Raw genomic sequence first — 26,546 nt, forward strand, 5'->3', positions numbered from 1 at the left:
TCTGTAGCCGTATTTTAGGACGTGACATGCTAATGTGCAGTATACCATGAATACCGACTTAGCTATTGTTATGATGACGAACTTAATTAAAAACGCAATAATACATGGGCAGGCTGATAAAGAAATAGACATTGTTATTGATGCAGATAAAATAACTGTCAGAAATTATGGTGCTGCACCAGCATTAGATACCAACAGTCTTTTCAAGCGTTTTAAAAAGACTTCTGCAGATAGTCGCTCTACCGGATTAGGACTTGCTATTAGTAAGGCTATTGCAGATAAATATCAACTACAGTTGCTATATACATATTCTGAGAAGCATAATTTTACGCTAATTTTTCCTCAGCTGCGTTAAGCTTTTTATAAAAAAGTGCTTCAATAATTCCATTCCTATTTCTTTACAGATTTGAAGGCTAGTTTTGTCTAAACAGTTTTAAATAAAAGAATTATGACAACTAAGAATAACACGTTGAGTATGGCAAAAGTAAAATTCTGGACAATTGCTGCCATCGTTTTAGGTATGAGTTTTCTTTTTATGAACTTTAGAGATTGGATGCCTTATGATAGTGCTGATAAGGTAGCCTATGAAATTTCTGAACGATGGAAATTACCTAAAGAATTACGTGAAGTTTCTGGTATTTCTTGGATGGATGAAAATCAAATAGCTGCAGTGCAAGATGAAGACGGAATCATATTTATTTATGATTTAGAAAGAAAAAAGGTGATACAAGAAATTGAATTCGGGAATGCCGGCGATTATGAAGGTCTTTCGGTAAAAGGGGATAATGCCTATGTTTTAGAGAGTGATGGTACGATTACTATAGTGGAGAATTTTCAAGATTCAAATAGAAAAATAACATCTTACGAAACCAGCTTTGATGAGAAGAATAACATGGAAAGTTTAGAATTAGATGTAGTAAATAATCGATTGCTGATGATACCTAAAGACCGTGATATTGATTCAGATGATTTCAAAGGTGTTTATGCATTTTCATTGGAGGATTATAAATTGGATTCTAATCCTGTAATGCGTTTAGATATGGGTGATGACGTATTGAAGCATTTTAGGGAGAAGAAGGTGTATAAGAACTTTCGCCCTTCAGACATTGCCATACACCCAAAGACCAAAGAAATATACATGTTAGAAGGCGCAAAGCCTAAACTATTGATTTTAGATGAAAACGGAATTGCTAAAAAAGGATATCGTTTAGACAAGAATATATTTCCACAACCGGAAGGCATCACTTTTAGTCCCGATGGTGAATTGTATATTTCAAGCGAAGGAAAAAAAGACGGTATCGGTACTATTACCAAATTAAAACTGAAGCCATAAAAGTCAACTTTAACCTAGCTTAGCTTTTGTGTGATATAAGCTGCCATAAAATCTTTTTTATTGAGTGCCTTTTCAGCAAAATCGAAGAGACTATAACAACGATCTAAATTTTGATTCTCGTAAGTAACTTTATAATACCTGTTATTGTTCAGGTAGTCAGTTAATGCACGTAAACCATGAATAAAGGGCATAAAAACGACACCTAATGGTAAACTCTTTATGTCTTCAACAGTTAAAAATGAACTATTATCGGCTAAGCCATCAACAAAGGCTTTAAACAATGATTCATCAAAGTTTATCAATTCGTGGTTCTGCTCATCTTCAGGTGCATTGTTAACTACAGTTCTAATGGCATCACCAAAATCGTAGAAGAAATAGCCTTTCATAATGGTGTCTAGATCAATAAGGCACAATGCTTTATTATTGGATTTAGAGAATAAGATATTATTCAATTTGGTATCGTTATGGCAAATTCTAACGGGCAAATTAGTAGTATCTAAATGTTGCAGTTCTTTGAGAAATGACTTTGCCTTTTTTATGGCGCCGTCAGCAATTTCTGTTTTTTGTGCATCAGCATTCTGCAGTGCTTCTTGAAACTCTAGAGTTCTAAAGTCTAGATTATGAAACTTGGGTAGGGTATCATTAAATAGTGCCGTATCTGAATATTGCAAGAGCTGATGAAACTTGCCAATAATGCGTCCTGCTTCAAAGGCAGTTGAAGTTTGGGTTGTTGTATCGTAAGTGGTACTATTGGGTATGTAGGTCATCATCCGCCAGAAATCATTGTCCTGAATAAGATGATTGGTTCCTGTAGTTGTATTCAGAAAAGTAATTTGGCTGTAATCGTCTGCTTTTAGCACAGGTAAAGCAAATTGAATATTATCCATCAGAATACCAGCATTTTTAAACACCTGGGTATTTATCTTTTGAAGAATATATTGTTGGTCATCATCTTCCGTAACCAAATACGTGTCATTAATGAGTCCACTAGTTAAGGGCGTCCAATTCAATGAACTTCCGTTGAGATTAAATGCAGAAAGTATTTTTCGGATGGATTCTTTAGTCATGTTTTAGCACTACGATTCAATGGTTAAAGGTATTGAAACTTAGGCATTGTTTTGAGCAATGGTTATGAGAGGATTAAATCCTAATTAACAAGAATTTTCCTTATTCTATGCAGTTGGCCTAATAATAATACGATTTGCGAAATAATGCAGTTAGTATCATAACCTATCAAATTTCCCCCAAATATGATTACGATTAAAACCTACCTAAAAGTTGCAGTACTGTTTTTAACATCAACATCTGTTCAAGCCCAATGTGAAGTTTTTAAAAGTGAGATTAGCGATGTACAGAGCTACATGCAGCAAGTAAGTACCCTTTCAGATTCTTTAAGCACCGCTGTTGAAATTGCTTCTTTTGATGCATCAATAAGTAAGGCGCGAAAAAATACTAAAACAGCAATGCTTTTAATGGGGCAGGCAGTTAATGCTGCAGATGAAGCTGTAATATTGGCTTCAGAAGCGCAATACGATTCACAAACCTGCGGTTTACAAGAAACCATGAGTTACACTATAGATGCCGAAAGACATACTATAGATTCTCGCGATTTTTCTACCGAAGCTTTTGAAAATGTAAAAAATGCTACGAAGGCAAACAACCTTGGTAACTTACAATTCTATATGCGTAAAGCACAGCGTTTAATGAAAGAAGCACAAGATTCAGCAGATTCGGCTGTATACGCAGCAGACAACGCGCATTACAGTTGTAGTCATGACGTTGCCCATCTTAGTTTTGAGAACTAGATTACTCCTCTTTCTTATTCACCAACCCTTTAGTAAACTCATTTAAGGTCTCGACTTTTTCTTCGAAATCGCCTTTTATGGTCTTTCTAAATTCGTTGAGGTTTTTTACGAGATCATCAATATTTTCAGGTATTACGTCTTCAAAAAACTGACGTAATCTTTTGGCTGTGGTGGGTGATTTTCCATTAGTAGAAATGGCCACTTTTACATTCCCTTTTGTAACAATGCCGCCCATGTAGAAATCGCAGTAAGGTGGGTTATCGGCTACGTTTACTAATATTTGCCGTTCTCTACAATCGTGATATACCTGTTCATTTACAGGCACGTTGTCTGTGGTAGCAATAGCGATGTGTTTCCCTTTCAAATAAGAAACATCGTAATTCGCTACATTCATTTTTATATCGAATTTATTGGCAAGTGCAATGGTTTCTTCGCGGAACATAGGTGCAACCATTTCTACCTGTGCATTAGGACTTGACTTTAACAAAAAGGTCAATTTTTCTAGCGCAACATTGCCACCGCCAACAATTAAAATATGTAGGTTAGATACTTTTAAAAATACGGGGTAAAGCTCATTCCGTTCCATGTGATGTTCTGTTTTCTTCTGTTTTGTAATTGATAGTAACTCTCGTTCCTTTTCCAATTTCAGAGTTTATAAAAAGTCTGCCGTTAATATAGTCGATACGTTCTTTCATAAAAAACAGACCCATACCGCCTTCACTATTATTTTTTGGTAATAGACCAAGAATGGTATCGTCAAAACCTTTACCATCATCATCGATCACCACGCTCAAAATAGGATAGGAGTAATTTAAAGTAACCAAAATGTAATTAGCCTCAGCATATTTTATGGCATTGTTTACAGCCTCTTGGGTAACGCGATAAATATTGGTTTCTGCCAAAGAGTCGAATCTTATATTGTCGTCTGTTTTGTTTTTGAACAAGATATTTTTACCGGTCAATTTAGAAAGCTCAGTGGTCATTTTATGAATTGCAGGAAAAATACCATGGTCACTTAATTCTGGCGGAGTAAGATTAAAAGTGGCTGTTCTAACACCCTTAATTAGGTCTGAGGTTAATGCTTTTAAATAGGCGATTTTCTCTCCTGTTTTAGCAGTATTTTCAATATCAATAGATTCAATATTAAATTTAAGGGCGGTAAGCATTTGTCCAATACCATCATGAATATCTTTGGCAATACGTTTGCGTTCTTCTTCTTGACCCTCTACAATTTGGCTTGCTTGCACCTTCTTTTGTTGCATGCGTTCTTCAAAATTCTGCTTGGTCAATTGTTGTACTTTAAGCTGATTTTCTTTACGCTCTGTAATGTCTGAGCATAGAATAAGAATGTCTTGCTCTAAAGTAGATTGATGCATGGGTACGATAGACATATCTAACCAAATCGTAGCGCCTTTTGTGGTTACTACCTGCAGCTCTTCATTACGCATTACATTTTTTCTATTGATTTTCAACACCTCTTTAAGGTACGATTGCTGCCCTTCTTCAATAGTGAGTATTTCTGAAATAGGTTTGTTTACAGGTGCCGTATCGTGCCCTAGTAAGTCTAAGAATTTCTTACTAATAAATACGATGGTACCATCTTTTCGAATACTTGCAAAAAGGGCTGCGTTATCAATTACGAAATTCAATTCTTGAAGTTCTTTAAGAGAGCGTTCCTTTTCGTTGTATAAGCTCTGAATTTTGTCTAGCTGACCCTTAGATTCCTCATCTTTACCCATTAAATGACCAATGGTATTTTTAATTTGGATGGATAACGGTCTAAAAATCACGAAGATTTCTAATAGCAGAATCAATAAAGAGAATGCCAACAACCAATATTCTTTTCGTTTTAGTTTCTGAAGTTGCTCATTGCTACGGGCATCATACTCATTTACAATTTGATCCATAATACTTAAAAACGGACGCTCATTATTCAACAATGTGTTTAGGTCATTTTCTTGAACATTGGCGTTGATATTTTGCTCGTGAGTTGAAAGAATGTTTTCAACAGCTGTGACCATGGCAGAATGGTGCGGCTCTAATTCTTTAAAAAGCGACTGTACTTTAGGGTCATCTTCGTAGGGCAGGTTAAAAGAAGCATCGCCTAAATGAAGTCCGTCATGAGATACTTTCCAAACGCTTAGTGTTTTCTCAATTTCAGATAATATTAATTTTTTATCTGTAGGGTCGTTACTATTTTTTAGTAGCAAGGTTTCTTTTGCCAGTTTTTGGCTAAAGGCACGTTGTCTACCTGCTACATTAATAAGTTGAGAATCGCCAGATTGTGCTTTTAGATGCAATTGAATCAGCACTTGGGCGATAATAACAGTAAGCGCAATGGCAGCCAATGCCAACAAATACCACTTTCGTATACGTATAAACGTAGCCGTGTCCAATGGTATATTGTGCTCGTTATTGGCCATAAAAGTGATTAGTAAATTATACTTAGGCGTGCAGTGCCTTGGTAATTAAATCTAAAGAATATTTAGACAACGGTAATTTTAATGCCGCTTCTTGACCTTTCTTAGACATTTTTTTCCATGTTTTCTGAAGGATGTCTATAGTCTTATCTTCAGGATGTTTATGCGCAAAGGGTTCAAAATAGAACTCTAAGAATACTAAACAGATAACATCTTCTAAAGATTGGGTTTCTTCGTTTTTCTTTAGCTGTTTTTTCTCTAAAAGAAATTTGACATTGTCAATGGTTTCATCATCATAACCAATATCTTCTAAAATAGAAGCAGCTTTTTTACCATGGAATTTTTTTAGTTCTTGTCGCCATCTTAGATATCCCTCGCGGTTCATTTCATAAGACTCCCGAGGTATTTCCCATCTGCAGATATGTTGACAACGTGCTGTAAGGCGTAAAGCTTCAGAAGCAGTTGGGTCAAATTCGTTTAAGCGTTCTGTCATTCGAATACCGTAGAGTACTTCTTTAGGGTAGGTAGTACCTTCAAAAACTTCAGTATTTGGATCTTGCTTGTTGGCTTCGTCAAAATGTTGAAATGCTACCAGTAATTTATCCGTCGTCGCCATAAGTCAATTATTTACTCAAAGCTATTCAGAAAAGCCAACATACACAAAGTCCGACTCTATTTTTACCGGGTAAATGGCGATAGGGTCCAAATCTCCATTTAAATTTTCGCCAGATTCTAACGAGAAAGTCCTTTTGTGTAATGGACAAGCTATTTTCGGAATTCCCTTATGGTCGCCAAGCATACCTCTTGACAATACATTTTCGAGTTTCTCGGGCGATAAATTCTGACAAGCATACCACTTGTTAAGTCTAGAGAAATTAAAAACGGCAATCTGCAAATCTTTATATTTTACACATGATCCACCATCACTAGGAAAAGCGCTTACAGGGGCAACTTTAAACCATACGCTAACCTTTTCTTCTTTTACCGTTTTATATTTTAAAAGTAATTCGCTCATAATGATATCTTTTTAAGAAAATGTTTAAATCTAGCTTATAGTATCTCTTCAACCTTTTTACTTTTGGCCTCCCAATGTTTTGGCATTTTTTGATCACGCAACGGTACAAAAACTAAGTTGTCATCTCTATCGTCAGAATTCACAAAATGGTTGAAACGTTTCTTTGTTTCTTCATTTTCAATGGCCTGTTTCCATTCACACTCATATGCATCAATCAAAAATTCTATTTGCTGCTCTAATTCGGCATTGATATTTAGGCTGTCTTCGATAACTACTTTTTTAAGCTCCTCTATACCACCTTCTAATTTATCTAACCAAGCTGCTGTTCGCATCAATGGTGCGGCAGTTTGTATATAGTACATTAGATAACGATCTAAATATTTTATTACAGTTTCGTTGTCTATTTGTTCGGCTAATAATTTGGCATGTTTAGGTGTTGCACCACCATTACCGCCAACATATAAATTCCAACCGCCCTCTACTGCGATTACGCCAAAATCTTTTCCACGTGCTTCAGCACACTCACGTATACAACCAGATACGCCTCCTTTTAATTTATGTGGTGAACGTAACCCTTTATATCTATTTTCTAATTCTATTGCAAAAGAGATACTTTCATCTAATCCGTAGCGGCACCATGTTGATCCTACACAACTTTTTACCGTTCGTAAAGATTTACCGTAGGCATGTCCGCTTTCAAAACCGGCATCAATTAATTCTTTCCAGATGGCAGGTAAATCATTTAATTCCGCTCCGAAGAAATCGATACGTGCACCACCTGTAATTTTGGTGTACAGGTTATATTTTGAACCTATTTTACCTAGAACGATTAAATCTTGAGGTGTAATTTCTCCACCTGCGATTCTTGGTACTACAGAGTACGTTCCATTACGTTGAATGTTTGCCAAGAATTTATCATTCGTATCTTGAGTAACATCTTCTACGTTAGGGGTAACATTATATAAACTTGCGAATATTGAAGAAACTAAAGGTTTACAAGTCTCACATCCATGACCGGTACCACAAGTATCTAAAACTTCATTGAAACTTGTTAGTTTCTTGGTTTTTATAATGATGTATAGTTCTTGACGGCTATATTCAAAATGCTCACAGATAACATTTTTAACCGTTTTACCTAGAGACTTTAAAGTTTCATTTACAAGATCCGTCACCATTGGTTTGCAACCACCACAACTTGTACTTGCTTTGGTGCAGCCGATAACACCAGCTAAATCTTCGCAAGTACCATCTTTAATTGAATTACAAATTTCACCTTTAGTTACATTCTCACAAGAACAAATTTGAGCTTCATCTGGCAAATCTAAAGCACTACCAAAAGCAGAACCACCTTCGCTTGCAGGTAGAATTAATTGAGAAGCATCTTCAGGAATTGCCATTCCGTTCAAGTAAATTTGGTGGAGCATACTATAATCAGATGCGTCACCAACTAGAATACCACCTAGCAGTTCTTTGCCATCGAGGCTAACATTAATTCTTTTATATAAATGTTGTGTTTTGTTTTCAAAAATTATGGAGTGTCCCTTTGCTGCAGGCATAAAAGGCTCTCCAAAACTAGCAACATCAACCCCAATTAACTTTAGTTTGGTCGACATGTCTATTTCAGCAGGCATTAGTGTTTCTGTATGGCCTAAAATTTGGTCTACTGCCACACCGGCCATATCGTAGCCAGGTGCAACTAACCCGTAAATCATTTGATTATAAAGAGCAATCTCACCAATGGCGTATATATTGCTATCAGATGTTTGCATTTTGTTATCGACAACAATACCGCCACGAACACCAACTTCTAATCCAGAACTTCTGCCTAGCTCGTCTCTTGGGCGAATACCTGCAGAAACTACTAACATTTCAACATCTAAAACATCATCTTCTCCAAATTCCATTCCTGTAATGTATCCATCATCTCCAAGAATTTGATTGGTAGCTTTACTTAGATGTATGTTTAAACCAATAGATTCCAGTTTCAATTGTAGTACTTGACTACTTCTAGAGTCTAACTGTCTCGGCATTAATTTTGGCGCGAACTCTACGATGTGTGGTTCTAAACCCATATCCATAACTGCCTTGCCAGCTTCTAATCCTAGAAGTCCGCCACCTAGAACAGCAGCTTTCGCATTTGGGTTCTTTGCCTTCAGTTTAGCGGCGTAAGCCAACATGCCTTCTAAGTCTTCTATAGTTCTGTATACAAAAACACCTTCTTTCTCAACACCTTTAATAGGCGGTACAAAAGCAGATGATCCTGTTGCTAAAACCAGATAGTCATAAGAAAACGCTCTGTCTTTGGCTGTGGTGATGGTTTTATTCGTTCTGTGGATGTCGGCAACGCGTTCATCTACTATTAATTCTATACCATTTTCTGCGTACCATTCTGCCGGAGCCATTTCTAGGGCTTTAGCATCTTGGTTTTCAAAAAATTCACTTAGGTGAACTCTATCATATGCAGGTCTGGGCTCTTCTCCAAAAACAATAAGTTTAAATTGATTGCTTTCTTCTTTAGCTACAAACTTCTCACAAAATTTGTATCCTACCATTCCATTACCGACAACTAGTATAGTTTTCATACGCTTACTTATTTAGCTACAGAGCAATATTACGTATAAATACGTATATATTCTATGTTTATATCAAAAAAAATACGTATTCTTGTTGCTGAATCGATAATTAATAAAGCTAAATACTATGAAGATGGAATTAGAGAAAACGGCAAAAGTTAGTTTAGTAGGAGCAGGTCCTGGAGCTAAAGACCTAATAACAGTAAGGGGTTTGAAGGTATTGAACGAAGCGGATGTTATATTATACGATGCATTAGTTAGCGATGAATTATTATCTGAACTACGTACCGATATGCCTAAAATATATACAGGTAAAAGATGTGGAAAACACTCCCATACCCAAGATGAAATCAATGAACTAATAGTAAAATACGCATTTGAGTTTGGACATGTAGTCCGTTTAAAAGGCGGAGATCCATTTGTTTTTGGTAGAGCTAATGAAGAGATAGAATATGTAGAAGCATTTGGTATACCTGTAAGTATTGTACCTGGTATTTCAAGTTCGATTGCCGTACCATCTAGTCAAGGAATACCAATGACCAAAAGAGGGGTAAGCAGTAGTTTTTGGGTAATGACCGCTACTAAAAAAGATGGTACATTCTCACAAGATTTGCAATATGCAGCAAAATCATCTACCACAATGGTCATATTAATGGGGATTAGAAAACTTATTGAAATAGTAGATGAGGTCAGTAAATATAGAGGTAGAATGACGCCTATAGCTGTAATACAAAACGGAACCACAGAAAATGAAAGCTGCGTTGTGGCTAGCTTAGATAGTATTCAACATCATACATCTAATATAGATACAACGATGCATGGTATTATTGTTATCGGTGATGTAGTAGCCGATCATCCATCTTTCTTTGAAGAGGAAGTACAGCGTATATTGCATGATGCTATTTAACTCTAATCTTATACGTATTAAGACCTTTTAATCTTCTAATCTCTTAATGTAGAGGTGGTCAATGTCAATCTCAAATTAAGGATTTATAAAAATCTCCTGCTAAATAATATCGATTCTCTATTTTATCCTTCTCAAATTCCGTATTTACATAAAAATACGTATTTGCGCTTATAAAATTATAATACTAAGTATTTATACGTATTAATTATAGTAGGTTTGTATATCAATAGGAACTAAAACGAACTATATTATGGAAAATCTATCTAAAAAATCGACAACCTTAAAATTAACAGATTTGAAAAGTATGCCAATACGTACTTTTTGGATTACATCAATAGCATTCTTTATATGCTTTTTTGCTTGGTTTGGAATTGTACCATTTATGCCCGACGTGGTAAAAGATTTAGGTTTGACTCCTGATCAAAAATGGAACTCAATTATTTTAGCAGTAACCGGTACTGTTTTCGCTAGATTATTAATTGGAAAATTATGTGATAAATATGGTCCTAGATTATGTTATACCTATTTATTGATATTTGGTGCCATACCCGTAATACTAATTGGCTTTGTACAGACACCAACACAATTCTTAATATGTAGATTGTTTATAGGGTTTATTGGAGCATCATTCGTAATAACGCAATTTCATACTTCTATTATGTTTGCCCCCAATATTGTTGGTACTGCCAATGCTACCTCAGCAGGATGGGGAAATTTAGGTGGTGGTGCCAATCGTCTTGGTATGCCTTTAATTGCGGCAGCTGTAGTAAGTTTTGGTGTTGCAGATGAAATTGCTTGGAGGTATTCAATGATCATTGCTGGGGTAATTGCAATGTTAATGGGTGTTGTTTATTACTTTTTTACTCAGGATACTCCCGAAGGAAACTTCAAAGAATTAAAGGAGGCTGGTAAGATGCCGACACTTAAAAAAGATGAAGAATCATTTTTAAGTGTATTGAAAGATTACAGAGTGTGGATTCTTTTCATCGTATACGCAGCATCTTTCGGTATGGAACTTACCGTTTATGGTACTATGGATGATTACTTGCAAAACACATTCGGACTTACACGGTCTATGGCTGGTAATTTGGTACTTTCTTTTGCATTGATGAACATATTTGCCCGAACCTTAGGCGGATTTTTTGGTGACCGTTTCGGTAGATTAAAAGGGTTACGTGGTAGAGTTCTTTTCTTAACCGTTATTCTTGCTCTTGAAGGTGCTATGCTTTCTATATTTTCATTGACTACCAGTTTTGCATTGGGTATTATATTCTTAATTGCTTTTAGTATTACTGTACAAATGGCAGAAGGTGCAACCTTCTCTGTAGTGCCATTTATAAATAAAAAAGCCATTGGTTCTATATCTGGTATCGTAGGTGCAGGTGGTAATGTAGGTGCATTTTTAGCAGCATTATTACTTAAATCTAAATCGGCAATGGCAGAAACAAATGCTTTAGCAGCAAATTCAAATTTAGGTGAAGAAGCTATGAAAGCGGCACAAGCTGCTGCTGCTTCGGGTGCTGTTTCTAGTGGGTACTTTATTATCGGTGGTTTTGTAGCCATTACCGCGCTAACAACCTTGGCAATTAAATTTTCTACAGCCGATGAAAAAGCGGTTAAAGAAGAAATGAAAGCCGAATTTAAGTTAGCAAGCTTAGACTAATAAAAAACCTACTAAACATTTTAACACTACTTAATGCCAAGCATTGACCGAATTAATTTAATAAGGTTGATTAGAATGCTATGTCATTATCCTAAATAATATTCAATGAAAAATCAATATATAATAGCGGCGCTTGTCTTTCTATGTGTACAAATGGCAATGGCCCAATTTACCTTAGACGGGCAGTTTAGACCAAGAACAGAATATAGAAATGGTTTCGGAAGCATAATTCCTGATGCTGCAGATGCAGGATTTGCAATCTCTACCCGTGCACGTTTAAATGCAAAGTATGAGTCGGAAGCGTATCAATTTTATTTGAGCATACAAGATGTGATGGTTTGGGGTGAGAACAGACAAATTTTACCAGATGACCAGAACGATTCTTTTGCTGTATTTGAAGCGTGGGCAAGCATTAATTTAGGCAAAGGCTGGTCTACTAAGTTAGGCAGACAAGTTATTTCATATGACGACCAGCGTATTTTTGGCGGATTGGATTGGGCGCAACAAGGTAGAAACCATGACGCGGGACTTTTAAAGTACAAGAAAGACAAATTTATGTTAGATGTAGGTCTTGCTTTTAGTCAAGATTTTGATAACCCAACAGGGTTTCAATCTGTAGGTACAGCGTATAATACATCTGGTTTTTTTACCTATAAAACCATGCAATATCTATATGCCAAACAACAATGGGATAAATTCTCTGGTAGTATTTTAGCATTGAATAACGGATTTCAAAATTTCGATACCGAAGGTGCTGCAGATGGGTTAAGTAGTTTACAAACTATAGGTACGCATTTGAGTTATAAAGTAGGTAAATTTAATGCAGAGGCGAATGCATTTATACAAACAGGTGAAAGACAGAATGAGGTCAAAGTTGGTGGAGCCTATTTATTAGGTTTAGAGCTTGGGTATAAGGCTAGCGATAAAGTGTCTTTAGGGTTAGGTGCAGAAGTGATCAGCGGAAACAAAGCGGATACTGCAGACAAAACAGAAGCATTTTTTCCACTATACGGAACCAATCATAAGTTCAACGGCTTCATGGATTATTTCTACGTAGGTAACCACGCAAATTCGGTAGGTCTTTTTGATATTCATGCCAGTGCAAAATTCGATTTAGGTAAGCAATCTAGTTTATTGGTTAAAGTATTGAACTTTAGCGGCGAGCAAGAATTACCAAGCGGAGAAAAATCTTTGGGTACCGAAATTGATTTGGTATTTGCCAAAAAGTTCAATGGTTATGGTCTTGCAATTGGGTATTCTCAAATGTTCGCTGCAGATGGTATGTATGAACTTAAAGGGGTTACAGAAGACTTAGCGGCAAGTAGTCAAAATTGGGCTTGGGTACAATTAACGATCAAGCCTCAATTTTTGAATACCAAAAAAGAATAGGGTTTTACAAGGATTTAGTTAGTTATACGGTCTATACAGCATTGGTTGTGTAGACCGTATTGTTGTTTTTAAAATATGTAATTTAGCACGGTACGTATAATTACCTATATTTTGAGTGAAACAACGAGGATAGTATTGGCAGATGATCACGCTTTGGTTAGGGACGGAATCCGTTCTTTATTGGAATCTGAATCTGATTTAGAAGTGATCGGTGAAGCATCGAATGGTAAAGAAGCTATTGAATTGGTGGGGAAGGTAAATCCTGATCTTTTAATCATTGATATTAGAATGCCCGTTATGAACGGTATTGATGCCGTAGCAGAATTGACCAAAAGCAATTCTGAGGTGAAGACCATTATACTATCTATGCACGACTCAGAAGAATACATTTTAAAATCTATTAGCTCTGGTGCAAATGGGTATTTATTGAAAGATACCGATAAATCAGAATTCATTAAGGCAATACACACCGTAAGAGAAGGTGGTAAATACTTTAGCGGAGACATAAGTAATGTTCTTGTAAATAACCTGTTGAGTGCTAAAAAACAAGTGGTTAAAGAAGAAGAGCCACGTAAAAACGCCGACAATGTTTTTGATTTAACGAATAAAGAATTGAAAGTATTAGAGTTGGTATTGTCTGGTTTAACCAATCAACAGATATCAGAAAAACTTCAAAACAGTAAACGTACTATTGAAACACATCGTTTTAATTTAATGCGTAAGATGGATGTAAAAAACCTTATTGACCTTTCTAAAAAGGCACAGAAGCATAATTTGATTTAGTTTTTTGTGTGGTTGAATGTTAAACAATATTTTGAAACACATGACATTTACTCAAGTCCTCACTAAATTAAAGGCATATCCTGATGATAAAATCAAACAATGTGCTTTGGAAATGGAAAATGATGATGTTTTATTTCAGAAAGGGTTTTCAAAACCAAGAACGGAATTACAAAGTCTTTACGCCTTGAGATTGAATATTGCAAAGGACATAAATCCTTCGAAATTCACAAAAGATGAATTTAAGACTTGGGACCTTGCAATGAAAGATCTTTTAAAAAGTAACGCAATTAATACATATTTAAATGTTGTTCACACAAAATTAAATAGCTATTTCTTCTTCTGGAACTCTGAATCGCATAAACTTGATGCTTATATCAAATTGAAAAGTAAAAGTACTATAGAAGAATCTGAATTAAGAAATGATGAAATAATTGAAAAAGGATTTTCGGTATCTCAAATTAAGTTCAGTAAAGGCGTAAAAGTAAGAGATTGGAAAAAGAAATAAATTCCGCCTAAAAATATTCTCAGTACAGTTCACTCAGCCAATATTTCATTTTAACATTTCAATACCTCACTTTCCTATTTATTGATTCATTCTCAGTCTTAAGGCAGAATAATTGCGGATCACTCGATTATACGCAGAACATTTACGATAAAAAAGTACGTATTTATACGTACTTTTTATAATTTGCAGTATACTTCTGAACCATTCTTTATCACTGATAAAATGAATAGTAATAAAACTCATAAAACAATATGTTCCTATTGCGGTGTTGGCTGCGGTATACTTGTCAATGTTGATGCAAAAGGAACTATTTCGGTAGATGGTGATCCCGATTACCCATCTAATAAAGGTATGCTGTGTAGCAAAGGACGTAATCTTAACTACGTAGCTCAAGACACTACAGACCGCATTCTGTATCCAGAAATGAAGTGGAGCATAAATCACCCCTTACAACGTGTTTCTTGGGACACTGCTTTTGAACGTGCAGCTGCAGTTTTTAAAAGTATTATTGCCAAGCATGGTCCTGATAGTGTCGGTTTTTATGTGTCCGGTCAGTGTTTAACGGAAGAGTACTACCTCATCAATAAACTAACAAAAGGGTTCATTGGCACCAATAATATAGATACCAATTCTAGACTATGTATGAGTTCTGCCGTGGTAGGTTATAAAAAAACCTTGGGTGAAGATTCTGTACCTATTTCGTACGAAGATATTGAGCTGGCAGATTGCTTCCTAATCGCAGGGGCAAACCCGGCATGGTGTCATCCTATTTTATATAGAAGATTAGAAAAGCATAAAGAAGAGAATCCGCAGGTAAAAATAATTGTAGTAGACCCACGTAAAACACAAACGTGTGCAGTGGCAGATTTACATTTACAGATTTTACCGGGCACCGATGTAATTCTTTTCAATGCCATTGCCCGTCGATTAATTGAGAAAAGAAAAATAGATTCCGCCTTCATAAAAAAGCACACCTCAAATTATGAGGCCGTTAAAGAAATGGCTTATACGCTAACCCTTAAAGAAGCCGCAAAAAAATGTGGTATTCCCGTTGGTGATATTCGTAAAGCTGCCGAATATATCGGTAATGCCAAGAAGTTCATTAGTATGTGGACTATGGGGTTGAACCAAAGTGTTATTGGTGTAGCTAAAAACGTATCATTATTAAATCTATCCTTATTAACAGGACAAATTGGCAAACCAGGTGCTGGTCCGTTTTCATTAACAGGTCAGCCAAATGCCATGGGTGGTAGAGAAGTTGGTGGTATGGCAAGCTTACTGGCGGCACATAAAAATTTAGGGAATGCGGCGCATAGAAAAGAAGTGTCAGACTTTTGGGGAGGAGGTGAAATACAAGCAGAACCAGGGTACACGGCAACAGAAATGTTCGATGCCCTCGATGAAGGAAAGTTAAAAGCAGTTTGGATTGTCTGTACCAATCCCGCAGTTAGTATGCCTAATTCTAACAAAGTAGAAAGAGCTTTAAAAAAGGCAAAATTCGTAGTAGTTCAAGATATTTCTCATAATTCTGAAACCACAAAATTTGCCGATTTATTATTACCTGCAGCAGGTTGGTTAGAGAAAGAAGGCACGATGACCAATTCGGAAAGACGCATCAGTCATTTGCCTAAAGTAATAGATGCTCCGGGTGAAGCTTTGCCAGACGCAGAAATTATATGGCGTTTTGCACAGGCAATGGGCTATAAAGGTTTTGATTATAAGAATAGCAGTGAAGTTTATGACGAACACTGTTTATTAACGAAAGGCACTGAAATAGACATTTCTGGCTTGTCATATGAACGCTTGATCAATGAAGGAAGTTTTCAGTGGCCTGTACCTCATAAAACACATAAGGGTACACCAAGATTATTTACGGATCTTAAGTTCTTTACGAATGATAAAAAAGCACATTTTAATGCTCCGTCGACGTTGTATAATAAGTCTGAAGAAACCGATAATAACTATCCGCTAATATTGAATTCAGGGCGCGTTCGTGATCAATGGCACACTCGAACCAAAACAGGTAAAGTAAAAAGGTTATTGACCCATGTTCCACAGCCCTATTTAGAAATGAATGCGGTAGACGCCTATTTGAGAAAAATAAAGGAAGGCGATATTGCAGTAGTAAAAAGTAGAAGAGGGCAAGTGCAGGTAAAAGTGCAGCTCAATTATGATATACGAGAATCGGTGGTTTTCTTGCCCATGCATTGGGGTAAAGTATTGAATAATGATTTTGGTAGGGCAAATAACCTAACCAACGATTTGGTCGATCCTGTATCAAAAGAGCCAGATTTTAAATACTGTGCCGTTGAGGTTTCAAAATTTGTAAAAGAAAAACAGAAAGTAGTTGTAATAGGTGCAGGTGCTGCGGCATACCGCTTTATACAATCGTACAGAGAAAAAAATAGTATAGACGAATTACACGTTTTTTCAAAAGAGAAAGATCCCTTTTATAATCGTGTATTGCTCCCTGAATATGTTAGTGATGAGCTTTCTTGGGAAGCCTTAGAGAAATTAAAAGATGGAGAGCTACAAAAGCTAGATGTTTCCTTACATAAAGGTATTGGTATCGACAATATTGATGCGGAGAACAAAACGGTTTTAGATTCCGACGGTAAAGAACACAGCTATGATTTATTGATTATGGCAACCGGTAGTAGGGCATTTATACCTAGTGATGTGCAAATACAATTACCAGGTCGTTTTACCATGCGTGAACGAGGAGATGCCGATAAATTAAGAAAATACCTCGCAGAAACCGGACTGCAAGCAAAAGACCAAAATGTGGTTATAGTTGGTGGTGGTTTGTTAGGTTTAGAGCTTGCTGCAGCTTTAAAGAAAATAGACATCAATATTAGTGTCATTCAACGCGCACCGCGTTTAATGGAGCGTCAATTAGATACTATTGCCAGTCGCTTATTGGCAGAAGATGTAGTAGAACGAGGTATAAATTTGTATTTCGATAATGAAGTAAGTACTGTTTTTGAAGATAAGGATCAAAAACATAGCCTATCTGTAAATCTTAAAACTGGGCGTTCTATTCAGTGCAACGCCATAGTCTATGCTATTGGTACAAGACCGAATATAGAATTGGCAAAACCAACGGGGATCAAAACCCGAAGAGGTGTGGTGGTAAATTCATACTTGCAAAGTAGTGATCCTTCGATATTTGCTTTGGGGGAAATTGCGGAGTTTAAAAACTCACTTTTCGGTATTACCTCAGCTGCCGAGCAGCAAGCAGATATTGCGGCGAACTTTATTCTAGGGGACTTTAGTAGTATCTACAATGGCTCGGTTTTAATGAACATTTTAAAGTTCGAAAATCTGGATCTCTGCAGTATTGGTATGGTGAATTCACCCATAGGAGATTCTTCTTATGAAGAAATTATTTTAATGGATGTGAGCAAGCGTTTTTATAAGAAGTGTATTGTAAAAGATGATACGCTTAAAGGTGCCATTTTATTGGGTGATAAAAATGAGTTTGCAGAATTTAAAAGACTGATAGAAGAAGAGATTGAACTATCTGAAAAACGAAATGAGTTGCTGCGTGGAGCATCGACCTCTGTACCACTAAAAGGTAAATTGGTGTGTTCTTGTAGTCAGGTTGGTGAAGGTAATGTAGTAGATGCCATCAACGGTGGATGCTCAGATTTCAACAAGTTATGCTCAGAAACCGGTGCCGGTTTGGGCTGCGGAAGTTGTAAGCCCGAGATAAAAGATTTATTAAAGAAACAACTGGTATTAGCAAATTAAAATAGCGAGACATGAACGATGATCTTCATAGAATACTGATAAAAGGTGGTGTTACTTCACCTGGTGAATTGAAAGATATTATTACCATGCTGGAGTCTGCCGGACTCACAAGTGTTAATTTTGGGTCTCGACAAGATATTTTGTTTCCGCTAAAGGATGCAAAAGAAGAGCAGCTAGAAAGTATCTCGAAATTCAATACCGATATTATTGCCAATCGTACTTATCAGAACATTGTAAGTTCGTATGTATCTGCAGATATTTTTGATATGACCCATTGGTTAAAGGGTTCTACCTACTTATATATTTTAGAAGGATTTGATTTTTTACCGAAGTTGAAAATCAATATTACCGATCCAAAACAACGCTTGGTTCCTATTTTTAGTGGTAACCTCAACTTTATAGCATCTGAACAAGAAGATTATTGGTACTTGAATATAAAACTACCACATTGGAAATCATCATCCTTTTATCCCGTGCTTATTTATAGTTGGGATATCAATTCTATCTCAAAACAGATCGAAGAAATTTATGAAGATATTACCGATATAGATGAGTTGTTCTTTGTGATGAACAAGAACTTAGAAACCAACAACAAAACTATGGAAAAGGAACTGAAGGTTCCTTTTCAGACCTTTCCTTATTATGAAGGTATGAACCGGTTGGGTTCAGATATGTATTGGCTTGGTCTTTATTGGAGAAATAATAAATATGATCTATCCTTCTTAAAAGAATTCTGCGGCTTTTGTTTGGATAATAGTATTGGTAAAATCTGTATTACCCCGTGGAAATCTTTTGTAGTAAAAGGTATCAAAAAATCTAGTAGACCTGCCTTAGAGCGCTTTTTGGGCAAAAAAGGAATCAATGTAAGGCATTCGCAATTAGAGATGAATTGGCATGTGCCTATTGATGATGGCGAGGCGCTGGAGTTAAAGAAGTATTTGGTTCGAAGTTTTGATCAAAATGATATAAGTACCTACGGACTTACTTTTGGTATTAGCAATGAGGTGGGTAAACGTTCGCACTTTGCCTCGGTGATTATTGAAAAGAATAGTTTGCCCACCATTGTTAAAGAATTTGAAGTCCGCCCCACCTACAACGTTCTGCATTTCGAGCATTTTGACCCTAATAGTCAAAAGTACATTACCTATGCTCAAGATATCGATAAGATAGAATTACCTGGGTTGTTGATGGAGTTAAGTAAAATGTACTTTGATCAATTAGGTCGCGCCGAAGATGATGAAGAAACAACTAGTGTTGAAGTTATAGAAGCAACACAATCGTTATATCAATGTCAAGACTGCTTAACGGTTTATGATGCGACATTTGGTGATGAGGAATTTAATATTGCCGCAGGTACCAAGTTTGAAGATATTGATGACGCGTATGAGTGCCCAATGTGTTCGGCTCCAAAAGCTACATTTAAAGAAGCTATGATACAAATGAGTTAAAGACAACTAGCTGTAAAATAATGCTTTACAAGATATAAATGAGTTGAAATAAGTACAATGGAGACAAGAAATTAATTTATGAAGTTAAAACTCTAGAATGTTTCGGCATAAATTTGTGGTATAATTCTAAATAACCACTCATGACCAGGGTAAATGTAAATGATCAGACTAAAGAGCCAGCTTTTGCAAAAGCTTTAAAAGTTACTATCGTAATTGCTGCAATCGGAATTTTAACGTGTATACTTTTGATGACTTTCGGAGTCTAAATCTTGCAGTTAGCTTTTTCCGCATTTAATTTAATGACAGCTGCTTTACTTAAGGCTGCATTACGGGGAGTTCTAATATTCGTTCTGGACCGTAGAACTTCAGCGCAATACCAAATACAATTACGGAGATTATCATTCCTACCATAAAAACGGTATACGTCCACCGTAAAATTCTATACTTTCTTTCTAAAACAATCCCAAGAAAATAAAGGTCTTTAGTTAATGAACTATAGATATAATCTTTGTCTTTAATAAGTTCAGACATTGCCCAGTTATACTGCTCTAATTTCATTTTATGAAAATTACCGAAGAACAACAGATTTACTTTTTTAGAGGTGACTTCTTCCTCTGTAAATTGACCAGAGGTTACATTTGGTTTGGTCGCTAAAATGGACATCACCATAGACACTACACTAAAAATAATGAATAGAAATGTTGGGTAAAATAGATAGTCATTAGAGGGGTTATCTAATTTTGGAACCAAGTTTGCCAATGCCATAGAAATAATAATGGCGTTCACAGAAAGTAAAATATTCGCCTTTGTATCAGCAATATCACTTAGTTTTAAATGATTGCTTAGTGTAACTCTGTATAATGTTTGTATTCCGCGGTCTGGTAATTCTCCCTTAAATTTAGCTTTTAAACTTTCCTTTTTAATGAGCTCTTTATTCTTCTTCTTTGCTTTGATGAGCCTTTTAATATTCTTGTCTTTCCCTTTTTGCCAATGAGTTATGGCATATTCGGTATAAAAACGATGTTTGGCTCGTAATAGAGTTATGTTTTCTTTTCGCCAGTCTGCTGAAGTATTACTTTCTTTGCCTATTAAAGCAAGCTCTTCTCTTAGCAATTCGGTCGTTGCCATAAAATTCTTGACATGGAAATGAGAAGAATCTGCATCGCGAATTATTTTCTCCAATTCATTTTTTGGATCGTACCCTTTTTTAGTTGCCAGAATTAGGTTGCAAACATTGGTGATAAAAGTTGGAGTACAATTATGCTTGGTTAAAAAATCTCTAGATAATTGGCAGCTATGCTCTTCGTGATTCCCATAAGAAACAGTGTACCCAAGGTCATGAAACCAAGCTGCAACTAAAAGTAGTTCGCTCTCTTCATCGCCAATTTTTTCGCCTTCAATTAGTTCTTTGGTACTATCTACAACACGTTGTGTATGCCTAAGATTATGATAGAGATATCTTGGGTCAGTATTGCCAGTTAATTGATTAGTGGCAAATTCTTCGGCTGTAGCAACTAGTGTAGACATGATAGTTTTATAATACTTTAGAAAAGTACAAAAATAATTCTCTTGCGTTTAATGGATTGTTCGAAACCTTTGTGTATTCATCTTATTGAAAATAAAAACAGATAAAGCTTAGCAAATAGGTTACGAGTTGGTACGACCAAAAAAAGGTGAGAATAATTTATTCTCACCTTTTGTTTTTTGAGTAGTATTCTTTAGTTGGTGAAAAACACACTTGAAATTACAACACCAATAACAAGTACAACAAGAAAAGCCACCAATATGGTTACCCCTACTTTAGTTTTTTTATTTTTTTGTAGAATGTATAGTTGTGTTTCTTCTTCCGATTCTTTTACAAACTTTGTTTCTTGTGTATTTTGTGTCATCATTTTATTTTTTAATGTAAATCGTTTTCTTGTTTACGAATTCTAAGATGCCTTCTCTCGATAATTCTCTACCATAGCCAGATGCTTTTGTACCACCAAAAGGCAATCGAGGATCAGATTTAACCATATCGTTTATAAAGAATGCGCCATCGGGTATATTAGATATTACATCCATAGCGGCATCGATATCTTCAGTGAATAGCATACTACCGAGTCCTAATCTAGAATTTGCAGCTAAGGCAATAGCTTCTTCTCTGTTTTTTGCTTTGGTAATGGCAGCAACAGGTCCAAAAGTTTCCTCTTTAAATACCGGCATGTCTACAGTTACATCGGTAAGTATGGTAGGTGAGAAATAAGCATCTTTACGCATGTTGCCCAGCACAACTTTAGCACCTTGCTTAATAGAATCGTTTACTTGTTTTTGAAGTTCTTCAGCTAAGTCTTCTCGAGCCATAACACCTATAAATGTATCCTCTTTCATAGGATCACCGCTTTTAAGTGATTTCACTTTTGTAGTAAATTTTTCTAGAAAAGAATCATAAATGTCTTCACAAACGATAAAGCGTTTTGCAGCAATACAACTTTGACCCGTATTCTGCATACGTGCCGTTACCATAGTATCGATGTGCTGGTCTAAATCGGCATCTTCCCAAATAATACAAGCGTTGTTTCCGCCAAGTTCAAGAACAGATTTCTTTAAGTTTTTTCCTGCTGTACCAGCTATTGACTTACCAGCTTTTTCGCTTCCGGTTAAGGTTACCGCTTTAATTCCGTCATTGGCAATAAGCTTTTCAATCTCTTCATGTCCCGCTTTTAAACTTTGAAAACATCCTTCAGGATATCCTGCATCTAAGAATAGCTTTTCAATAGCCATAGAACAACCAGTTACGTTTTGCGCATGTTTAAGTAATGCAGTATTACCAGCTGTTAATGTAGGTGCCGCAAAACGTAGTACTTGCCAAAAAGGATAGTTCCATGGCATAACGGCAAGAATGCATCCTAAGGGATCGTGACTTATAAAACTCTCATCGGCATCGGTTTCTATTACTTCATCAGCTAAAAGGTCTTCAGCGTTATGTGCATAAAAATCACATGCCCAAGCACATTTTTCAATTTCAGAAATACCTTGAGAAAAAGGTTTTCCCATTTCTTGGGTCATCAGCTCTGCATATTCCTCTTTACGGTCTATAAGCAGTTCTGCCACATTGGAGAGAAGTTCGCACTTATCTTCAATTTCCACAGCTGCCCAAGAGGCTTCTATAGCTAAGGCTTTTTGTAATTTTTTTTCTATATCGGCAGTGCTGTCTTGTATATATGTCTTAACAACTTCACCGTTGTACGGATTCTTAGTTTGATATTCTTTCATAGTTGCAAATTTAGAGGTAAAGAGTTTGATGTATTAATTCGTTTCAAATTATTCTTAACCCTTTTAAGCTATTGTTAACGTCAATATTAAAAGGTTTTGAGTTAAGTAGTTGTATCTTTATTTTAGACATTTGTATAACACGATAAGCAATAGTTTATCATGTATTAAAAAACGTTTAATCTAAAATATATAATATGAACAATAGTGGAAATACATTATTAGCAATTATCGCAGGATCTGCAATAGGTGCAGCCTTAGGAATTCTTTACGCACCAGATAAAGGTGAGAATACAAGAAAATTAATTGCTGATCAAGCAGCTGCAACAAGAGATAATTTTGCCGACAATGCAGTAGACCTAAAAAACAGAGTTGCTTCTAAAATGTCTGACGAAAAAGACACTTTAGATACACGAGTAGAATCTTTAGTTTCTGATTTGAGCTATAAAACAGAAGATGTAATTTCAACTTTAGAGAAGAAATTGTCGGAGTTGAAGTCAAAAAATAAGAAACTGCAGAAAACAGTATAAATGGGAGTTATTGATTCACTTAACGAAACGTCTAATAAGGCAATTGATGTAGGAGAGGTTTACTACAAGAAAACCCAAGAATACTACAGGCTAAAAGTGTTTCAACAATTAACAATGACCACCGGTATGCTGCTGAAAATGGCAGTTATAGGTGGTCTTGCTTTTTTGGCACTTATATTTATAACGGTAGCAGGTGTTGTTTTCTTGGCAAATGTTCTCGAGAGTATGGTAGGCGCTTGTTTAATTGCCGGAGCTTTGTTTGTCGTGTTATTAATTTTAGCCTATGTTTTTAGAGGTAAAATTGACAACATGCTAGTAAAAAAGCTGTCGGTTAAATTCTTTAATTAAGAAGATATGTACAAAAATTTTGAGGAAATAGAGTTCAATTTAAAACGCTTGAAATTAGAGCGCGAAATTGCTTTAGAAGAGCTTAAAGGATTGAAACAAGATGTACAAGAAGACTTGAGTCCGTATAACTGGGTATCGACCGCATTCTCTGCTGCCAAGAAATTTGGCATGTTATATATAATGCGAAAAGTAGTAAAATAATATATAGCCAGATTGTATTTGCAATCTAGTTGAAAGCAAAAAGCACCTCTATTTAAGAGGTGCTTTTTTATATACTGTTATTTGTAGTTAACTTATTCTTTCGACCAGGCATCAAGCATCCAACTTACTTTTTCAATTTCGCCTATATAACCACCGATCATATCAATAGTTCCTTCATCACCACCAGCTTCAGCTTTCTTAATCACCTTGTTCATTTGCTTCAACAAAATTTCATGTTGATTTAAAATGTGATCTACCATATCGGTATCTGCAATAAGGGAAGATGTTTCTTTAATAGAAGACATTTCAAAATATTTTGAAAACTCGCTAGTTGGGTTGTGTCTTAGGGTTAAGATACGCTCAGCAATTTCATCGATTTTAATTCTTGCGTCGGTATAGAGTTCTTCGAACTTAATGTGGAGGTCAAAAAAGTTCTTTCCAGAAACATTCCAGTGATAACCTCTCAGGTTTTGGTAGTACAAATTGTAATCTGCCAGCAACGTGTTCAATTCATCAACGATTGGCTGTATATCTTTTGATTTAATATCTAAATAGCTCATAATTTTGTTTAATTATTCTACTACAAAATTAAAGGATATGGAAAGTTATCTTTGACTCAGAAGAGGCAATGATGAACGTTTTACAGTTTAGAAGTGATGTAAAGTTTATTCTTCTACCAAAGGTTTTAAGTTGATATATGAGTAGTTTATTTCACCCACGTGGTCATACTCGGTAGAATTATGTTTTAATGAGCCCCAATCGAACTGATCGTTTAAATTGTTCTCTTTATAGTAATTGGTCAAGCCATCGGTTAAGAGTAAATATTCGCTCAAGTTAATTTCGTTTTTCAACAATTTGTGAGCTATAATAAGATCTTCACCGAACAGTTTAATGCTATTACCAACTTTGGTCAAAGCGATTTCTTTACCGTAATGTAGTATAATTTTTAGACCAAGAATTTCGGGTATTGATTCGGCATCTTTATTCTTTATATGTTTTTTTCTAAGTGAAGTAAGTTCCTTATAAAATTCGGTATAAAACTTTCTACACTGCTCAATTAAATTTTCTAAGCTCGGCATTTCGCCAGTCTTAAAAAATAGAACGGCATCGCCTTCTATTTCCGAAACTTTGAGTCCGATTTTATTCGTGTAGATAATTTGGTTTAAAAGCGCAGGAATGATTTTAGAACTTAATTCAAAATCAGTTTCGCTCATAAACTCAGTAAATCCGCTTATGTCTGGTATACATATTAACATTGGTTCTCCTTTCATAAGCAATGGATATTTATAATAGGAAAGGTAGAGAACTTATGCGGTTAAAAAGAATCCGTATAGTAAAAATTCTACCGCAATCGAGCTTAATGTATGTGAATTATGAAATAGCTAAAAGAAGTTTTTAGGCTACAAAAGAGTTGTATAGAACACCAATATAGCCGCTTGATTCGTTATTTTTGTTTCAAGTTGTGAAAAAAAGAGTAAACAGAATTGCTTGTTTTTGTACAAATGCCAAACTTAAAAGAATATAATAGATGAATTATTCAGAACTACTGGCGAGTGAGCCGCATGATGTCGCTGCGCACATGCACTTAAAATATGTAAACAGAGAAGCGTTATCTATACTGCGAATTAAAGAGAAAGATCAGTTTCTGTATTTACTAAAGAATAAACCGCTCAGTAAAAAAGCTGAACTATCTAGAATTAAAAAACTGGTAATTCCGCCGGCATGGCAAGAAGTGAAAATTGCACCTATTGCCAATGCACATTTGCAAGCAGTAGGTTTTGATGTCAAGCATAGACTTCAATACCGTTACCATGAATTATGGTTACGAGTAAGAAACAGAACCAAGTTTTTAAGAATGCATCAATTTGGAGAAGCTTTGCCTTTAATTCGAAAAAAGGTAGATGAAGATTTACAGTTAGATGGATGGCCTAAAGAAAAAGTTCTCGCCCTAATTGTAAGGTTAATGGAAGAAACCCATATACGCATAGGTAATCAGCAATATGCAAGAAGAAACAAAACCTATGGCTTATCAACCTTAAGAACAAGGCATTTAAAAACCAGTAAGAATAAGCTAAAATTTGAATTTACCGGTAAGAAAGGCAAAAAGCACAGTATCACTTTAAATAATAGAAAATTACGCAAGTTAGTATTGCAATGTGAAGAAATACCTGGTTGGGATCTTTTTCAATTCTTTGATGAAGACGGAACCAAAACGGGAGTTGATAGTGGTATGGTCAATGAATATTTACAAGAAATAAGCGGAGAACTTTTTACTGCTAAAGATTTTAGAACATGGTCAGGTACGCTCATATTTTTTGAATCGCTTATGGAAAATGAGCCTACCGATGCAGAAAGTGAAATTAAAAAGAATGTGATAAAAGCATTTGACGCTACTGCCAAAGCATTGGGTAATACTAGAAATGTGTGCAAAAAATACTATGTACACCCATTTGTAGTCAAAAAGTATGAAAAGAGTGAGCTTAATGATGTTTTTGAAAGCGTAGAGAAGGCAACTTCATCAGAATACCAAACCGCAGCAGAAAAAGAATTGATAAACCTAATAGCCGATTTTAATCCCTTATTGAATTTAGATATAAAGAAGTAGTACTAAAAGTTTGTTT

Annotated in this window: 26 protein-coding genes; 15 read left to right on the top strand and 11 right to left on the bottom strand. The window is 35.7% G+C overall.

From position 1 onward, the window contains the following. Nucleotides 1-46 precede the first annotated feature (46 nt). Nucleotides 47-355 (top strand): ATP-binding protein, encoded by a 309-nt coding sequence (locus QSV08_RS16525; protein WP_324024815.1) that lies wholly within the window; start codon nucleotides 47-49, stop codon nucleotides 353-355. A 93-nt stretch (nucleotides 356-448) separates the two neighbouring features. After that, nucleotides 449-1,333, top strand: coding sequence for an SdiA-regulated domain-containing protein (locus tag QSV08_RS16530; protein WP_324024816.1), 885 nt, complete (start codon nucleotides 449-451; stop codon nucleotides 1,331-1,333). Nucleotides 1,334-1,347: 14 nt separating this feature from the next. Here the strand turns inward: QSV08_RS16530 and QSV08_RS16535 are convergent, their stop codons facing one another. Continuing rightward, entirely contained in the window at nucleotides 1,348-2,400 is a 1,053-nt protein-coding gene (locus tag QSV08_RS16535; RefSeq protein WP_324024817.1) for a phosphotransferase enzyme family protein, read from the bottom strand. Between the two features lie 183 nt (nucleotides 2,401-2,583). Between QSV08_RS16535 and QSV08_RS16540 the strand changes: the two genes are divergently transcribed. After that, a complete protein-coding gene (locus tag QSV08_RS16540) occupies nucleotides 2,584-3,138 on the top strand; it encodes a hypothetical protein (RefSeq protein ID WP_324024818.1) in 555 nt (184 codons plus the stop codon). Between the two features lies 1 nt (nucleotide 3,139). Here QSV08_RS16540 and QSV08_RS16545 read toward each other — a convergent pair whose 3' ends face one another. The 5 genes from QSV08_RS16545 to nirB are packed head-to-tail and all read right to left on the bottom strand — an operon-like array spanning nucleotide 3,140 to nucleotide 9,155. Then, a complete protein-coding gene (locus QSV08_RS16545; RefSeq protein WP_324024819.1) occupies nucleotides 3,140-3,724 on the bottom strand; it encodes a precorrin-2 dehydrogenase/sirohydrochlorin ferrochelatase family protein in 585 nt (194 codons plus the stop codon). Next, on the bottom strand, nucleotides 3,711-5,561 hold the full coding sequence (locus QSV08_RS16550; protein ID WP_324024820.1) for an ATP-binding protein: 1,851 nt from the start codon (nucleotides 5,559-5,561) through the stop codon (nucleotides 3,711-3,713). The genes QSV08_RS16545 and QSV08_RS16550 overlap by 14 nt, the downstream gene beginning before the upstream one ends. 22 nt (nucleotides 5,562-5,583) lie before the next feature. Continuing rightward, nucleotides 5,584-6,174, bottom strand: a complete 591-nt coding sequence (locus QSV08_RS16555; RefSeq protein ID WP_324024821.1) for a DUF4202 domain-containing protein — start codon at nucleotides 6,172-6,174, stop codon at nucleotides 5,584-5,586. 21 nt (nucleotides 6,175-6,195) lie between these two features. Beyond that, complete coding sequence (gene nirD, locus QSV08_RS16560; protein WP_324024822.1) at nucleotides 6,196-6,573, bottom strand: nitrite reductase small subunit NirD; 378 nt, start codon at nucleotides 6,571-6,573, stop codon at nucleotides 6,196-6,198. Between the two features lie 35 nt (nucleotides 6,574-6,608). Continuing rightward, nucleotides 6,609-9,155 (bottom strand): nitrite reductase large subunit NirB, encoded by a 2,547-nt coding sequence (gene nirB / locus QSV08_RS16565; protein ID WP_324024823.1) that lies wholly within the window; start codon nucleotides 9,153-9,155, stop codon nucleotides 6,609-6,611. A gap of 118 nt (nucleotides 9,156-9,273) precedes the next feature. Between nirB and cobA the strand changes: the two genes are divergently transcribed. From cobA to QSV08_RS16605, 8 genes are all read left to right on the top strand, one after another. Continuing rightward, entirely contained in the window at nucleotides 9,274-10,053 is a 780-nt protein-coding gene (gene cobA / locus QSV08_RS16570) for a uroporphyrinogen-III C-methyltransferase (protein WP_324024824.1), read from the top strand. Between the two features lie 250 nt (nucleotides 10,054-10,303). Then, complete coding sequence (locus QSV08_RS16575; protein ID WP_324024825.1) at nucleotides 10,304-11,716, top strand: MFS transporter; 1,413 nt, start codon at nucleotides 10,304-10,306, stop codon at nucleotides 11,714-11,716. 105 nt (nucleotides 11,717-11,821) lie between these two features. Beyond that, a complete protein-coding gene (locus QSV08_RS16580) occupies nucleotides 11,822-13,105 on the top strand; it encodes an alginate export family protein (RefSeq protein WP_324024826.1) in 1,284 nt (427 codons plus the stop codon). 111 nt (nucleotides 13,106-13,216) lie between these two features. Then, nucleotides 13,217-13,888 carry a response regulator transcription factor gene (locus QSV08_RS16585; protein WP_324024827.1) on the top strand — a complete coding sequence of 224 codons (672 nt, stop codon included), beginning with the start codon at nucleotides 13,217-13,219 and terminating at the stop codon, nucleotides 13,886-13,888. A 40-nt stretch (nucleotides 13,889-13,928) separates the two neighbouring features. Then, nucleotides 13,929-14,393 carry a hypothetical protein gene (locus QSV08_RS16590; RefSeq protein ID WP_324024828.1) on the top strand — a complete coding sequence of 155 codons (465 nt, stop codon included), beginning with the start codon at nucleotides 13,929-13,931 and terminating at the stop codon, nucleotides 14,391-14,393. 222 nt (nucleotides 14,394-14,615) lie between these two features. After that, the gene (locus QSV08_RS16595; protein WP_324024829.1) at nucleotides 14,616-18,146 is read left to right on the top strand and encodes a molybdopterin-dependent oxidoreductase; all 3,531 of its coding nucleotides are present in this window, start codon (nucleotides 14,616-14,618) and stop codon (nucleotides 18,144-18,146) included. An 11-nt stretch (nucleotides 18,147-18,157) separates the two neighbouring features. Then, nucleotides 18,158-19,594 carry a rubredoxin gene (locus QSV08_RS16600; protein WP_324024830.1) on the top strand — a complete coding sequence of 479 codons (1,437 nt, stop codon included), beginning with the start codon at nucleotides 18,158-18,160 and terminating at the stop codon, nucleotides 19,592-19,594. Nucleotides 19,595-19,734: 140 nt separating this feature from the next. Continuing rightward, nucleotides 19,735-19,860, top strand: coding sequence for a hypothetical protein (locus QSV08_RS16605; protein ID WP_324024831.1), 126 nt, complete (start codon nucleotides 19,735-19,737; stop codon nucleotides 19,858-19,860). A gap of 49 nt (nucleotides 19,861-19,909) precedes the next feature. On the opposite strand, the gene QSV08_RS16610 is transcribed toward QSV08_RS16605, so the two are convergent. From QSV08_RS16610 to QSV08_RS16620, 3 genes are all read right to left on the bottom strand, one after another. Continuing rightward, the gene (locus QSV08_RS16610; protein ID WP_324024832.1) at nucleotides 19,910-21,121 is read right to left on the bottom strand and encodes a Pycsar system effector family protein; all 1,212 of its coding nucleotides are present in this window, start codon (nucleotides 21,119-21,121) and stop codon (nucleotides 19,910-19,912) included. A 191-nt stretch (nucleotides 21,122-21,312) separates the two neighbouring features. Continuing rightward, on the bottom strand, nucleotides 21,313-21,486 hold the full coding sequence (locus QSV08_RS16615) for a hypothetical protein (RefSeq protein ID WP_324024833.1): 174 nt from the start codon (nucleotides 21,484-21,486) through the stop codon (nucleotides 21,313-21,315). 1 nt (nucleotide 21,487) lies between these two features. Continuing rightward, nucleotides 21,488-22,849, bottom strand: coding sequence for an NAD-dependent succinate-semialdehyde dehydrogenase (locus QSV08_RS16620; RefSeq protein WP_324024834.1), 1,362 nt, complete (start codon nucleotides 22,847-22,849; stop codon nucleotides 21,488-21,490). A 194-nt stretch (nucleotides 22,850-23,043) separates the two neighbouring features. Here QSV08_RS16620 and QSV08_RS16625 point away from each other — a divergent pair, with 194 nt between their 5' ends. The 3 genes from QSV08_RS16625 to QSV08_RS16635 are packed head-to-tail and all read left to right on the top strand — an operon-like array spanning nucleotide 23,044 to nucleotide 23,925. Then, nucleotides 23,044-23,376 (top strand): YtxH domain-containing protein, encoded by a 333-nt coding sequence (locus tag QSV08_RS16625; RefSeq protein ID WP_324024835.1) that lies wholly within the window; start codon nucleotides 23,044-23,046, stop codon nucleotides 23,374-23,376. Next, nucleotides 23,377-23,724 carry a phage holin family protein gene (locus QSV08_RS16630; protein ID WP_324024836.1) on the top strand — a complete coding sequence of 116 codons (348 nt, stop codon included), beginning with the start codon at nucleotides 23,377-23,379 and terminating at the stop codon, nucleotides 23,722-23,724. It begins immediately after the preceding gene. A gap of 6 nt (nucleotides 23,725-23,730) precedes the next feature. Next, complete coding sequence (locus QSV08_RS16635; protein ID WP_299798917.1) at nucleotides 23,731-23,925, top strand: hypothetical protein; 195 nt, start codon at nucleotides 23,731-23,733, stop codon at nucleotides 23,923-23,925. Nucleotides 23,926-24,017: 92 nt separating this feature from the next. Here QSV08_RS16635 and QSV08_RS16640 read toward each other — a convergent pair whose 3' ends face one another. Both QSV08_RS16640 and QSV08_RS16645 read right to left on the bottom strand, forming a co-directional pair. Then, nucleotides 24,018-24,485 carry a Dps family protein gene (locus tag QSV08_RS16640; RefSeq protein WP_282074983.1) on the bottom strand — a complete coding sequence of 156 codons (468 nt, stop codon included), beginning with the start codon at nucleotides 24,483-24,485 and terminating at the stop codon, nucleotides 24,018-24,020. A gap of 105 nt (nucleotides 24,486-24,590) precedes the next feature. After that, nucleotides 24,591-25,196, bottom strand: a complete 606-nt coding sequence (locus tag QSV08_RS16645) for a DUF2652 domain-containing protein (protein WP_324024837.1) — start codon at nucleotides 25,194-25,196, stop codon at nucleotides 24,591-24,593. Between the two features lie 257 nt (nucleotides 25,197-25,453). Between QSV08_RS16645 and QSV08_RS16650 the strand changes: the two genes are divergently transcribed. Beyond that, complete coding sequence (locus tag QSV08_RS16650) at nucleotides 25,454-26,530, top strand: DNA topoisomerase IB (protein ID WP_324024838.1); 1,077 nt, start codon at nucleotides 25,454-25,456, stop codon at nucleotides 26,528-26,530. Nucleotides 26,531-26,546 lie beyond the last annotated feature (16 nt).

This window comes from Maribacter sp. BPC-D8 (genome assembly GCF_035207705.1).
In the GTDB taxonomy this organism is placed as follows: Bacteria; Bacteroidota; Bacteroidia; order Flavobacteriales; family Flavobacteriaceae; genus Maribacter.